Annotated in this window: 13 protein-coding genes; 6 read left to right on the top strand and 7 right to left on the bottom strand. The window is 67.9% G+C overall.

The window, feature by feature from the left end:
- Positions 1-3: 3 nt before the first annotated feature.
- The 6 genes from ASF39_RS17775 to urtA form a co-directional block, all read right to left on the bottom strand.
- The gene (locus tag ASF39_RS17775) at positions 4-1020 is read right to left on the bottom strand and encodes an alpha/beta fold hydrolase (RefSeq protein ID WP_056286380.1); all 1017 of its coding nucleotides are present in this window, start codon (positions 1018-1020) and stop codon (positions 4-6) included.
- A 9-nt stretch (positions 1021-1029) separates the two neighbouring features.
- Positions 1030-1791 carry an urea ABC transporter ATP-binding subunit UrtE gene (gene urtE / locus ASF39_RS17770; RefSeq protein WP_056286372.1) on the bottom strand — a complete coding sequence of 254 codons (762 nt, stop codon included), beginning with the start codon at positions 1789-1791 and terminating at the stop codon, positions 1030-1032.
- Positions 1792-1805: 14 nt separating this feature from the next.
- Positions 1806-2591 (bottom strand): urea ABC transporter ATP-binding protein UrtD, encoded by a 786-nt coding sequence (gene urtD, locus ASF39_RS17765; RefSeq protein WP_055888303.1) that lies wholly within the window; start codon positions 2589-2591, stop codon positions 1806-1808.
- A 12-nt stretch (positions 2592-2603) separates the two neighbouring features.
- Entirely contained in the window at positions 2604-3767 is a 1164-nt protein-coding gene (gene urtC / locus ASF39_RS17760) for an urea ABC transporter permease subunit UrtC (RefSeq protein WP_056286369.1), read from the bottom strand.
- 25 nt (positions 3768-3792) lie between these two features.
- Positions 3793-4719: an urea ABC transporter permease subunit UrtB gene (urtB, locus tag ASF39_RS17755; RefSeq protein ID WP_055888305.1), complete on the bottom strand. Its 927-nt coding sequence runs from the start codon at positions 4717-4719 to the stop codon at positions 3793-3795.
- 240 nt (positions 4720-4959) lie between these two features.
- Entirely contained in the window at positions 4960-6219 is a 1260-nt protein-coding gene (gene urtA / locus ASF39_RS17750; protein ID WP_056286365.1) for an urea ABC transporter substrate-binding protein, read from the bottom strand.
- A gap of 178 nt (positions 6220-6397) precedes the next feature.
- Here urtA and ASF39_RS17745 point away from each other — a divergent pair, with 178 nt between their 5' ends.
- From ASF39_RS17745 to aat, 6 genes are all read left to right on the top strand, one after another.
- On the top strand, positions 6398-6631 hold the full coding sequence (locus ASF39_RS17745; protein ID WP_055888309.1) for an AbrB/MazE/SpoVT family DNA-binding domain-containing protein: 234 nt from the start codon (positions 6398-6400) through the stop codon (positions 6629-6631).
- On the top strand, positions 6628-7032 hold the full coding sequence (locus ASF39_RS17740) for a type II toxin-antitoxin system VapC family toxin (RefSeq protein WP_082494651.1): 405 nt from the start codon (positions 6628-6630) through the stop codon (positions 7030-7032). The genes ASF39_RS17745 and ASF39_RS17740 overlap by 4 nt, the downstream gene beginning before the upstream one ends.
- 126 nt (positions 7033-7158) lie before the next feature.
- Complete coding sequence (locus tag ASF39_RS17735; RefSeq protein ID WP_056286363.1) at positions 7159-10515, top strand: ATP-binding protein; 3357 nt, start codon at positions 7159-7161, stop codon at positions 10513-10515.
- Positions 10508-11416 (top strand): DNA-binding response regulator, encoded by a 909-nt coding sequence (locus tag ASF39_RS17730; protein ID WP_055888315.1) that lies wholly within the window; start codon positions 10508-10510, stop codon positions 11414-11416. Before ASF39_RS17735 ends, ASF39_RS17730 begins: the two co-directional genes overlap by 8 nt.
- Before the next feature lie 338 nt (positions 11417-11754).
- On the top strand, positions 11755-12093 hold the full coding sequence (locus tag ASF39_RS17725) for a hypothetical protein (RefSeq protein ID WP_156387784.1): 339 nt from the start codon (positions 11755-11757) through the stop codon (positions 12091-12093).
- Positions 12094-12204: 111 nt separating this feature from the next.
- Positions 12205-12885: a leucyl/phenylalanyl-tRNA--protein transferase gene (aat, locus tag ASF39_RS17720; RefSeq protein WP_056286359.1), complete on the top strand. Its 681-nt coding sequence runs from the start codon at positions 12205-12207 to the stop codon at positions 12883-12885.
- Positions 12886-12894: 9 nt separating this feature from the next.
- Here the strand turns inward: aat and ASF39_RS17715 are convergent, their stop codons facing one another.
- Entirely contained in the window at positions 12895-13527 is a 633-nt protein-coding gene (locus ASF39_RS17715; protein WP_056286356.1) for a LysE family translocator, read from the bottom strand.

Here is a 13527-nt window from a genome sequence, read left to right as displayed (position 1 = left end):
GCGTCAGCGCGCAAGCAGTTCCTTCAGCGCGTCGTTCAGGACCTTGATGTCGTCGGGGCTCGTCCCGGGGCCGCCGGCGAAATGGCCCCACCACGTCTCGACCACGCGCAACTCCGCCTTCGGCATCAGCGCGGCTTCGATTTCGTTGTCGGCGGGTGGGAAGTAGAGGTCGGTGGAGGCCGGCATCAGGATCGCGTCCGCCGTGATCGCCCCGAAAGCGGCCTTGAGATCCCCATTGAAGATCTCGTTGGCGCTGATGTCGCCGTTCTGCCATGTCCACAGCATGGCAAGCAGGTTGTTGGCGTCCCGCGTGTAAAACAGGCCCTCCCAGAACCCGACGAGGAAGTCCTCCAGCGAGGCGTAACCCATGTGGGTCCGGTCGGCCTCGATCCGGTAGAAGGTCTGCGACAGACCCCAGCCGGCATAGACCCGGCCGAAGGCGCGCAGGCCCCGCGTCGGCGGCGTCTCGTACCATCCGTCCTTGAAGGCGGCATCGGCCTGGAGCGCGGCCTTGGCCCCCTCCAGGAACACGAAGTTATGCCGCGAGCACTTGGCCGAACCCTGAAACGGCAGGATGCGCGGCACCATGTCGGGATACATCGCCGCCCAATGATAGGTCTGGAGCGCGCCCATCGACCAGCCGGTGACGAGGACCAGCTTTTCGATGCCGAACACCTCGGTCACCAGCCGGTGCTGCGCACGCACGTTGTCGTAGGCCGTGACGTTGGGAAAGCGCGGCCCGTTCCAGGGCGGCGGCGTGTTGCTCGGCGACGAGGACAAGCCGTTGCCGAACATGTTCGGGACGATGATGAAATACTTTTCCGGGTCCAGGGCCTTGCCCGGCCCGATCAGCCATTCGTTCTCGTAGTGCTGACCGGAGTACCATGTCGGGTAGACGATGGCGTTGTCCTTGGCGGCGTTGAGCGTACCGAAGGTCTTGTAGGCGAGTTTGGCTCCGCGAAGGGTCTTCTGGCACTGGAGAACGAAGTCGCCGAGGTCGAAGATCGCGTAATCGCTCATGGATTCCCCTCAGACCGACAGGAAGCGCGCCACCTTGGCTTCGTCGACGTCGGCCCGCATCGCCTCGTGGACGATGGCGCCGTTCTCCACGACGAGCACCCGGTCGGCGACGTCGAGGGCGAAGCTCAGCACCTGCTCCGAGACGACGATGGACAGCCCGCGGTCGTCGCGGATCTTGCGCAACGTCCGCCCCATCTCGCGGATGATCGAGGGCTGGATACCCTCGGTCGGCTCGTCGAGGAGCAGCACCTTGGGCCGGCTCGCCAGGGCGCGGGCGATGGCGAGCTGCTGCTGCTGGCCGCCCGAGAGGTTGCCGCCGCGCCGGCCCTTCATCTCCAGCAGCACCGGAAACATCGTGTAGAGGTCCTGCGGCACCTTGCGCTCGTTGGTGACGGTGAGCCCGGTCTCGATGTTCTCCTGCACCGTCATGGTCGAGAAGATCATCCGCCCCTGCGGCACGTAGGCGAGGCCCTTGGCCACCCGCTGGTGGCTCTTGAGGGTGGAGACGTCCTCGCCCGCGACCCGGATCGCACCGGACTTCACCGGCACGATGCCCATCAGCGTCTTCATGAGCGTGGTCTTGCCCATGCCGTTGCGGCCCATCACGGCGACGATCTCGCCGGGCGCCACCGAGAAATCGAGCCCGTGCAGGACCTCGCTCTGGCCGTAGGCCGAGTGGAGGTTTTCCACCGACAGCATCGGCGTGACGCCGGCGGCGAGGGACGGCGGCACCGGAGCGGCCTGCGCGGGTCGGGGAGCGGTCTGAAGCATCGCGAAAAAATCCTTCAGTGGCCGAGATAGACTTCGATGACCTTGGGGTCGTTCTTGACCCGCTCCATCGACCCCTCCGACAGCACCTTGCCCTGGTGGAGCACGGTGACCCGATGGGCGATGTCCTCGACGAACTTCATGTCGTGCTCGATCACCAGCACCGAGCGCCCGACGATGATCTGGTTGAGGAGTTCGGCGGTCTTGATGCGCTCGCCGACGCTCATGCCGGCCACCGGCTCGTCGAGCATCAGGAGTTCGGGGTCCTGGATCAGCAGCATGCCGATCTCGAGCCATTGCTTCTGGCCGTGGCTGAGGAACTCGGCCCGCTCGGTGAGCTGGTCCTTGAGGAAGATCATGCTCGCGACCTCCTCGATGCGGTCGCGGACCTCGGCGTCGCGCTTGAAGGTGAGCGCCCCGAACACGGAACGCCCGCGCGGGAACGAGATCTCCAGGTTCTCGAACACCGAGAGGTCGTCGTAGATCGACGGGGTCTGGAACTTGCGGCCGACCCCGGCCTGGACGATGGCGCTCTCGGAGAGCTTGGTGAGCTCCTGGCCCTTGTACTTGATCGAGCCGGTGCTGGCCTTGGTGCGCCCGCAGATCAGGTCGAGCACCGTGGTCTTGCCGGCGCCGTTGGGGCCGATGATGACCCGGATCTCGTTGGGGTCGACGTAGAACGAGACGTCGTTGACCGCCTTGAACCCGTCGAAGGACACGGTGAGGGATTCCACCGCGAGGAGAAACTTCGGGGCGTCCGGGCTCTCGCCGATGAGGGGCGCATGCAGCATGGCGGCGTTCATGGACGGGGGCTCCTATTCGGCCGGGGTGCCGTGGGGCAGGGCACGGGCCTCGGCCGGCGCGAGGGCCTTCACCTTCCGGGTGAGGCGCGGTTCGACGTAGGTGCGGTAGATGCCCGCCAGACCGTTGGGGAAGGCCAGGACCACGGCGATGAACAGGGCGCCCAGGCCGAACAGCCAGAGCTCGGGGAAGCTCTCGGAGAAGCTGGTCTTGGCCCAGTTGACGAGCAGCGTGCCCCAGACCGCGCCGAACAGCGACAGGCGCCCGCCCACGGCGGCGTAGATGACCATCTCGATGGAGGGCACGATGCCCACGAAGGAGGGCGACATGAACCCGACCTGGAGGGTGAACATCGCCCCCCCGATGGCGGCGAACACGGCGGCCATGCAGAACGCGAAGGTCTTGAAGCTGGCGACCTGGTAGCCGGAGAACCGGACCCGGTCCTCCTTGTCGCGCATGGCGACGAGGATGCGCCCGAGCTTCGATTTCTTCACGTATTGCGCGAACAGGATGCAGCCGATCAGCAGCCCGCCGTTGACGAAGTAGAGGATGTTGTGGGCGCTGTCGGTGCGGATGTCCCAGCCGTTGAGGGTGCGCAGGTCGGTGATGCCGTTGATGCCGCCGGTGTAGCCCTGCTGGCCGACGATCAGGATGGTGAGGATCGCCGCGATGGCCTGGGTGATGATGGCGAAATAGGTGCCGCCGACCCGGCGCCGGAACATCGCCGTGCCGATCACGAAGGCGAAGAACGCGGGCAGCGCCACCACCAGGAAGAGGGTGAGGGGCAGGCTCTGGAACGGCTTCCAGATCCAGGGAAGCTCGGTGATCTGGTTCCAGTCCATGAAGTCGGGGATGCCCGGCGTCGACTGGATCTTGGTGTTCTCGACGCTGGATGCCTCGAGCTTGAGGTACATGGCCATGCAGTAGCCGCCCAGACCGAAGAAGCAGCCCTGGCCGAGCGAGAGGATGCCGCCGAAGCCCCAGCAGATGACGAGGCCGAGCGCCACGAAGGCGTAGGTGAGGTACTTGCCAACGAGGTTGAGCCGGAAGGCGTCGAGCAGTATCGGCAGGACGACGAGGATCACCGCGGCGAGCAGTGCCAGGCTCACCCACTCCATCGGCTTCATGAACGGGTTGTCGTGGACGCCGGCGGCAACGGCGGCGGGTCGGTGTGCCATCGGTGTGTGCTCCATCCTCGCCTCCTCAGCGCCGGACCTTGAGGGTGAAGAGGCCCTGCGGCCGCAACATCAGGATGCCGACGACGGCGAGCAGCGTGATGACCTTGGCGGTGGAGCCGGACAGGAAGAACTCCAGCGTCGACTGGGTCTGCGAGATCGAGAACGCCGAGGCGATGGTGCCGAGCAGGCTCGCAGCCCCCCCGAACACGACGATGAGGAAGGTGTCGACGATGTAGAGCTGGCCCGATGTCGGCCCGGTGGACCCCACCATGGTGAAGGCGGAGCCCGCGATGCCGGCGATGCCGCAGCCCAGGCCGAAGGTGAGGCGATCGACCTTCTCGGTGTCGATGCCCACCGCGCCGGCCATGGCCCGGTTCTGCACCACGGCGCGGACCTGGGCGCCGAAGCGCGAGCGGTACATCAGGGCCGCGACGCCGAGCGTGATGAGGGTGGTGACGGCCATGACGAAGATGCCGTTGATCGGCACCTCGATGGTGTCGGTGACCTGCACCGAGCCGATCAGCCAGGACGGCAGTTCCACGCCGACCTCGCGGGCCCCGAACACCGTGCGGTAGGTCTGCTGCAGGATCAGCGACAGGCCCCAGGTGGCGAGCAGGGTATCGAGCGGACGCTTGTAGAGGTGGCGGATCAGGCTCCACTCCACCAGCATCCCCAGCGCCCCGGAGGCGAGGAAGGCGAGCGCCATCGCCACGAAGAAGTAGGCGGCGAACAGGCCGGGCAGGTAGGTCTGGAAGAAGGTCGAGCAGAGGTAGGTGACGTAGGCACCCAGAATCATGAACTCGCCGTGCGCCATGTTGATGACGCCCATCTGCCCGAAGATGATCGCGAGCCCGAGCGCCATCAGCAGGTAGACCGAGAACAGGATCAGGCCGGCAAAGCCCTGCATCGCGAAGATCGCGCTCAGGTCCGCGAGTGAGTAATCACCGAACATCGCCCGATCTCCGATTCATCTAGCCGGCGCGGATTGTCTTTTGTCGTCCGCCCCGACCGCTGCCCCAGCCCGAGGCGCCAGAGCGAAGCGGAGGCCTCGAGGGAGACCTCCGGCGCGCGCGATCGTCTCCCGAACCCTCCTTCGAGCCCCGCTCCGCGGGCACCTCGGGATGAGGCCAAGGGTCGGACCGAGGCCGGCGGGCCATGCGGGGCCTGCCGGCCTTTGCAAGTCGCGCGCCGACTACTGGTAGCCCTTGGGGAAGGGGTTGGGCTCGATCAGGTCGGGGCTTTCGTAGACGACCTCGAACTGGCCGCTGGGCAGGGCCCTGGCGACGCGGGTCTTCGACCACAGGTGATGGTTGGGGTGGATCTTGACGTAGCCTTCCGGCGCTTCCTTGAACTCGATGTCGGCCGAGGCCACGGCGAGCTTGTCGACGTCGAAGGAGTTGGCCTTCTCGCAGGTCATCTTCCACAGGTAGGGCCCGAGGTAGGCCGCCTGGGTGACGTCGCCGATCACGGTCTTCTCGCCCCACATCTTCTTGAAGGCGGCGACGAACTTCTCGTTGTTCGGGTTCTTGAGCGACTGGAAGTACTTCATGCACGAATAGGCGCCGGCGATGTTCTCGCCGCCGATGCCGTCGATCTCGTCCTCGGTCACCGAGATGGTCAGCAGGGTCTGCTTCGAGAGGTCGATGCCGGCCGCCTTGAGCTGCTTGTAGAACGCCACGTTGGAGCCACCGACGACGTCGGTGAAGATCACGTCGGGCTTGGTCAGCTTGAGCTTGTTGATCACCGAATTGAACTGGGTATGACCGAGCGGGAAATATTCCTCGCCGACGACCTTTGTCTTGAGCACGTTCTCGATGTGCTTGCGAGCGATCTTGTTCGAGGTCCGCGGCCAGATGTAGTCCGAGCCGATGAAGAAGAACGTCTTGGCGCCCTTCTCCTTGGCGACCCAGTTGAGCGAGGCGAGGATCTGCTGCGTCGCCTCCTGGCCGGTGTAGATGACGTTCTTGGACTGCTCCAGGCCCTCGTAGAAGGTCGGATAGTACAGGAGGCCGTTGTACTGCTCGAACACCGGCAGCGCAGCCTTGCGCGAGGCCGAGGTCCAGCAACCCATCACGGCGGCGCAATGGTCGTTGACGAGGAGCTTCTTGGCCTTCTCGGCGAAGGTCGGCCAGTCGGAGGCGCCGTCCTCCTGGATGATCTTGATCTTGCGGCCGAGCACGCCGCCGGCGGCGTTGATCTCCTCGATGGCGAGCTTCTCGGCCTGGATCGAGCCGGTCTCGGAGATCGCCATGGTGCCGGTGGCCGAGTGCAGAATGCCCACCGTCACTTCCGTGTCGGTGACCGCGAGGCCGCTGGTGTTGACCATCGCGGTCGGCGGGCCGGCGGCGAACGCCTGTCGCGGCAGCAGGGCCAGGGCCGGAGCGCCGGCCAGACCCATCAGGAGCCTGCGCCGCAGCGCCGATTGCAAACCGGTGTTCGTCTCGTCTGCCATCGTGACCTCGACCCCTGTTCGTTCAGCGCGCGGCTCGTGACACTGGCCGCGACCCGACGAAGCAAAGGCTAGGCCGCATGACGCGCCGCAGCATATACGCTGTTTTGCGTAGGTCGCTTCCGCGAGCAGGGCCTGCGGGAGGTGACATAGGTCGCGGCATAGGCCATATGCTCCGACCATGGAACGTATCGTCAGCCTTTTCCGCAACGGCCGGAGTCAGGCCCTTCGCATCCCGCGCGAATTCGAGCTTCCCGGTAAGCGGGCCATGCTGCGTCGGGAAGGAGGACGGCTCTTCATCGAGCCTTTCGACGACGTCTCGTTGTCCGCCGCTTTGTCCGGCCTCGCTCCGCTCGATGCCGAGGATCGGCTCGATGTCATCGCGGATCTCGAGGTCGATCGGGTCGATCTGTGAGCCGGTTCCTGCTGGACACCAACATCATGTCCAGCCTGATCAACGATCGTGGACAGAGCCCCGTCCTGAGGCGGATCGCACAGGCCGGTGACGATCGGGTGTGCACGAGCGTCATCGTGGCGGCGGAGATTCGCTACGGGGTCGCCAAACGCGCATCCATCAAGCTCGCCGAATCGGCCGAGCGCATCCTCGGGGCGCTACCGGTTCTCGCTTTCGAGCCGCCGGCCGCGAAGACCTATGGCGATATCCGGTCGGATCTCGAACGGCGAGGCCTGATGATCGGCGCGAACGATCTCCTGATCGCAGCGCAATGCCTATCGCTGGACCTCGTGCTCGTCACCAACAACAGGCACGAATTCGAGCGTGTCCGAGATCTGAAGATCGAGGATTGGTTGACCTGACCGGATCGACGGCTGCGATAGGCCGCGTGCACGATCCTTGCTCCGGAGGGGACATCACGTGAACAGACCAGGCTCGAGTTCTATCGCGGCGCTCAATTTCTTTCCCGGCGCAATGAAGCCGACCCCATGACCGCCCGGCAGCGCATCGTCCCCATCCGCCGCGACTACAACCGCTTCGTCGCCGACGAGACGCTGGAGGACTATGCGCTCCGCTTCACCGCCAAGTCGGCGCGGCGCTGGTCGGGGTTCCAGGTAGCGCAGACGGCGCTGGGCTCGCTCTCGTTCCTGGCGCTGGAGGCGATCGGCGGCACCCTGGTGCTGGCCACGGGCTTCACCAACACCGTGGCGGCCGTCCTCGTCGCCGGCCTCGTCATCTTCGCCACGGCCGCCCCCATCAGCGTCTATGCCGCCCGCTTCGGAGTCGACATCGACCTGCTGACCCGCGGGGCGGGCTTCGGCTACATCGGCTCCACCGTCACCTCGCTGATCTACGCGAGCTTCACGTTCCTGTTCTTCGCCATCGAGGCGTCGATCATGGCGCTGGCGCTCAATCTCGCTTTCGGCCTGCCGCTGTCGATCGGATACGTCGTCAGCGCGCTCGCCGCGATCCCGCTGGTGATCTACGGGATCAGCCTGATCAGCCGCTTCCAGATCTGGACGCAGCCGATCTGGATCGTCCTCAACCTGCTGCCCCTCGCCTTCATCGCGGCCAAGGGCGGGGGCTCGTTCGAGGCCTGGACCGGCTATGCCGGCACCTCCGGCCGGGCCGACGGTTTCGATCCGGCCGCCTTCGGCTTTGCCGTGGGCATCCTCCTCGCCCTGCTGGCGCAGGTGGGCGAACAGGTCGACTTCCTGCGGTTCGTGCCCGAACGGACGGCGGCGCATCGCGGGCGCTGGTGGGCGGCGGTGCTCGGCGCCGGGGCCGGCTGGATCCTGCCCGGCATGCTCAAGATCCTGCTCGGGTCGTTCCTCGCCGTGCTCGCCCTCGGCCACGGCGTGCCGGCCGAGCAGGCGAGCGACCCGACCCGGATGTACGCCATCGCCTTCGGCTACGTTGTGCCCTCGCGCGAGGCGGCAGTGGCGCTGATGGCGCTGTTCGTCGTCATCTCGCAGCTCAAGATCAACGTGACCAACGCCTACGCCGGCTCCATCGCGTGGTCGAACTTCTTCTCCCGGCTCACCCATTCGCATCCGGGGCGGGTGGTGTGGCTGGTCTTCAACGTCGCCATCGCGCTCCTCCTGATGGAGCTCGGCATCGACAAGACCATCGCCAGCACGCTCTCGCTCTACGCCGTCGTCGTCTCGGCCTGGGTCGGCGCGCTCTCGGCGGATCTCGCCGTCAACAAGCCGCTCGGCCTGTCGCCGCCGGGCATCGAGTTCAAGCGCGCCCACCTCTACGCGATCAACCCGGTCGGGACCGGGGCGATGGCCGCCGCGATCCTCGCCGGTTGCGCGGCCTATGCCGGGTGGATGGGGGAGGGGCCGCAGCCGTTCGCGCCGGTCCTGGCGCTCGCCACCGCCTTCGCCGGCGCGCCGTTGATCGCCTACGCCACGGGCGGGCGCTACTACCTGGCGCGCAGCGCGAAGACCGACTGGGGCGGTGCCTCGACCATCATCTGCCAGGTCTGCGACCATCCCTTCGACACCGAGGACATGGCCCATTGCCCGGCCTACGGCGGCGCGATCTGCTCGCTGTGCTGTTCGCTGGACGCGCGCTGCGGCGACCTGTGCAAGCCGCACGGACGCCTCGACGCCCAGGCCCAGGCGGCCCTGGCGACGGTGCTGCCGAGCCGCACCGCGGCCTGGATCGGGGCGCCGCTCGGGCGCTACCTCGCGCTGATGGCGACCCTGGTGGCGGTGATCGCGCTGATCCTCGGCATCGTCCACGCCGGGGCGGCGGCCGAGAACCCCCAGCACCGCGAGGCCCTGGCGACGGCCCTGACCAGCGTGTTCCTGATCCTCGTCGTCATCCTCGGGGTGGTGGCCTGGCTGTTCGTGCTGGCCCAGGAGAGCCGCCGGGTGGCGCAGGGCGAGACCGCCCGCCAGACCGCCCTGTACGAATCCGAGATCGAGGCCCACAAGGTCACCGACGCCAAGCTGCAGGAGGCCAAGGAGATCGCCGAGGCCGCCAATCTCGCGAAGAGCCGCTACGTGGTCGGCATCAGCCACGAGTTGCGCACGCCGCTCAACGCCGTGCTCGGCTATGCCCAGCTCATCGAGGGCGACCCCGAGATCCCGGCCTCGCGCCAGAACGGCATCCGCGTCATCCGCCGCAGCGCGCAGCATCTCTCGGGGCTCATCGACGGCCTCCTCGACATCTCGCGGATGGAGGCCGGGCGGCTGCAGGTCCACCGCAACGAGATCCGGTTGTCCGATTTCCTCGACCAGATCGTCGACATGATCAGCCTCCAGGCGAGCGAAGCCGGCCTCGCCTTCCGCTTCACGCGACCCGCCAACCTGCCCGCGGTGGTGGCCACCGACGAGAAGCGCCTGCGCCAGATCCTGCTCAACCTCCTCTCCAACGCCATCAAGTTCACGGCCGCCGGCGAGGTCGTCCTCGATCTGAGCTACCGCAACGAGGTCGCGGTGTTCACGATCCGCGACACCGGGCTCGGCATCCCCGAGGCGGACTTGCAGCGGATCTTCGAGCCGTTCGAGCGCGGCTCGACCCCGGCGGCACGGGCGACGCCGGGGACCGGCCTCGGGCTCACCATCGCGCATCTGCTGGCGCAGGTGATGGGTGGCGAGATCACCATCGCGAGCACGGTCGGGCAGGGCACCCAGGCGCGGGTGCGCCTGATGCTCGGCTCGGTCTCGCGTCCCGCCGTGGGGCCGGTCCAGGCCACCCGCGCGCGCGGCTCGGTGGGCGGCGGGCGCATGGTGATGGTGGTGGACGACGATGCCGCCCATCGCGGGCTCATGCACGAGATCCTCGAACCCTTGGGCCTCACCGTGATCGACGCCGCCGACGGCCCGGCCTGCCTGCGCCTTTCCGCCTCGCACCGGCCCGACCTGTTCCTCCTCGACATCGCGATGCCGGGCATGAGCGGCTGGGCGCTGGCGCGCACCCTGCGCGAGACGGGCTACACCGCCCGCATCGCGATGATGTCGGCCAACGTCCACGAGATCGCCCCGAACCGGGGCGACGACGCCCCCCACGACGACATCATCGCAAAACCCTTCGACCTGCGGGACTTCGTCGAGCGGGTCTGCGTCCTGCTCGGCCTCGACCGGCCCCAGGTGCCCGAGACGCCGGCCGCGGCCGTCCCGCTTTCCGAAGCGGCGCCCCGGCGCGCGCACGTCGCCGACCTCCTCCGGCTCGGGCGCATCGGGCATATTCGCGGCATCGAGGCCAAGCTCGACCAGATCGCGGCCGAGGAGGCGGCGCCGACCGCCTTCGTGGCGCGGATGCGCGGCCTCGTCGCCGCCTACGACCTGCGCCGCTACATGAGCGTGCTCGAAGGGCTCGCCCGCGATGGCTGAGCCGCAGCGCGACATCGTCCTCGTGGTCGACGACTCGCCCGAGACCCTGAGCTTCCTCACCGAGGCGATCGAGCGGTCGGGCGCCACCGTGCTGGTGGCGGTGGCCGGCGACCTCGCCCTGGCCCTCGTCGACGAGATCACCCCCGACGTCATCCTGCTCGATGCGGTGATGCCCGGCATGGACGGGTTCGAGACCTGCCGCCGGCTCAAGGCCAAGCGCCACCTCGCCCATGTGCCGGTGATCTTCATGACCGGCCTGTCGGAGACCGAACACATCGTGAAGGGGCTCGACGCCGGCGGCGTCGACTACGTGACCAAGCCGATCGCCCCCGACGAGATCCTGGCCCGCATCCGGGTGCATCTGGCCGGTGCCCGCTCCGCCCAATCGGCGCGGGCCGCCCTCGACACCACCGGCCGGACGCTGTTCGCCGTCGACCCGGCCGGAGCCGTGCTGTGGTCGACTCCCCAGGCGGCCCGACTGCTCGCCGAGATCGCGCCCGAAGCCGGGCCCCTCGGCCTTTCCGCCGCCGCCCGGGCCTGGCTCACCGGCTGCCTGTCGGGGGGCAAGGCCGGCTCGTTCGCGCTCCACGACCGGGCCGGCGCCACCCATTCCTTGAGCTTCATCGGCAGCACCGGGGCCGAGATCCTGCTGCGGCTGACGCGCGACGGCACCGCCGCCGGCCTGGAGCGCCTGAGCCGCCGCCTGCCGATCACCAACCGGGAGGCGGAGGTGCTGCTCTGGCTCTCGCGCGGCAAGGCGAGCCGCGATATCGGCGAGATCCTGGGATTGAGCCCGCGCACCGTGACCAAGCACCTGGAAGGGATCTACGCCAAGCTCGGGGTGGAGAACCGCACCGCCGCTTCGCTGATCGCCGCACGGTGCCTTCAGGATCTCGAATAGGCCGCCGAAGCCCGGTGCAACGGCCGGCACCAGCCACGGTTGGTGCGCGAGCGCACATCAAGATTGTGCACCATCGATCGGTCGCGAAGCCCTCTTTGCACGTTTGCTCGCCTCGCGAGGGCACGGGCAGCCGATTTGTCTCGGCATTTCGGCCTCGGCGCGATGGTGCATCGCACACCGGGTGACGATCCCGCGTTCGCAAGACCCGTCGGGTGCGACGGATTGCCGACGAAGGATCGACGGGAACGCGGCGGGAGGAGCCGACTTCTCACCCCATGCCGACGGCACCGATGCCGGTCGGACAGCACGATCATTTTCTAAAGGACGTCACACCCACCATGCGTACCATCACTCTCGCCCTCGTCGCCGCGACCCTGAGCGCCACCGCCGCCCTGGCGCAGTCGCCGTCCGGCAACGTCGGCCAGCCCGAGCGCGCTGTCCCGCAGGCCGGTCAGACCACGCGCGGCCCCATCGACAACCCCTCGACCTACGGCGTCTACCGCAACGCCGACCGCCCGGTCCTCGTCGATCCCGACGCCACCGGCACCGTGATCGACGGACCCTACCGCTCCAACAGCGAGGCGATCGTCGAGGATTCGGCCAAGGGCGGCAACGCCGAGCAGATCAACCGGGCGGTGCCGAACCTCGGAACCACTTCGGGCGGCCCCCAGTTCTAAGTCTTGCGAGAACGATGTGAAGCGGCGGCGGGGCGAGAGCTCCGCCGTTTTCGCATGTGGCGGCCAGTGCCGGCACTGGCCATCCGGCCGAGGCCGGGGCAGGATCGGACGATGCACGACCGACCTTCGGACGATGGCGACCGCGTGGAGATCACGCCCGAAATCCTGCTCAAGGCCTACGCGGCCGGCATCTTCCCGATGGCGGAGGACGCCGACGACCCGGCCATCTACTGGGTCGAGCCGCGTGCGCGGGGGGTCCTGCCCCTCGACGGTTTCCATGTGGGCCGACGCCTCGCCCGCACGGTGCGCAGCGACGTGTTCGAGGTCCGGATTGACCGCGACTTCGAGGGTGTGATCGCGGGCTGCGCGGCACCCCGGCGCGATGCGGAGCGCACCTGGATCAACGGCCGCATCCGCGACCTCTACGGCGCGCTGTTCGATCAGGGCCATGCCCACACGGTCGAGGTCTATGCCGAGGGTCGCCTCGTCGGCGGGCTCTACGGCGTGTCGCTGGGCGCCGCTTTCTTCGGGGAGAGCATGTTCCACGTGGAGCGCGACGCCTCGAAGGTCGCCCTCGTCCACCTCGTGGCCCGCCTCAGGGCCGGGGGCTACCGCCTCGCCGACACCCAGTTCGTCACCGACCACCTGCTGCAGTTCGGCGTGACGGAGGTGCCGCGCCACGTCTACAAGCGTCGTCTCGCCGAGGCGATCGCCATGCCGGCCGCTTGGGACGTCTGGCCGGTCGGCGAGCCGAGCCGCGGCGCGCAGGTGCTCGCGGCCCTCGAAGGGTGACAGGCCCGCTCAGCGACCGGTGTCGAACGCCATCCGCAGGCTGAGGCCTCCGAGGACCCCGCCCATCAGCCAGCGTTGGACGTTCAGCCATCCCGGCCGGGTGGCGAGGAAACCGGCGATCGAGCCCGCCGCCAGCGCGATCATCGCGTTCACGCCGACGCTGACGACGATCTGCACCGTACCCAGCACGAGCGTCTGCGACAGGATATGGCCGTGCTCCGATGTCACGAACTGCGGCAGCAGCGCGAGATAGAGCATGGCGATCTTCGGGTTGAGCAGGTTCGTGACGAAGCCCATCGCGAAGAGCTTCGTCCTGCTGTCGGCGGGAAGCTCCCTGATCGCGAAGGGCGAGCGCCCGCCGGGACGAAGGGCCGACCAGGCCAGCCAGCCGAGGTAGAGCGCGCCCGCCAGGCGCAGGCCGTCGTAGGCATAGGGGACCGCCAGGACGAGGGCGGTGATCCCGAAGGCCGCGCACAGCATGTAGACCACGAAACCGCAGGCGACGCCGGCCAGGGAGACCAACCCCGCGAGGCGGCCCTGGCAGATCGAACGCGAGACGAGGTAGGCCATGTTCGGTCCCGGCGTCAGGACCATGCCGAGGGAGACGGCCGCGAAGGCGAGGATCGTCGCCGCCTCGGGCAT

The sequence above is a fragment of the Methylobacterium sp. Leaf108 genome, from assembly GCF_001423265.1.
GTDB lineage: Bacteria > Pseudomonadota > Alphaproteobacteria > Rhizobiales > Beijerinckiaceae > Methylobacterium.
This window is presented reverse-complemented; position numbering and strand designations above follow the sequence as displayed.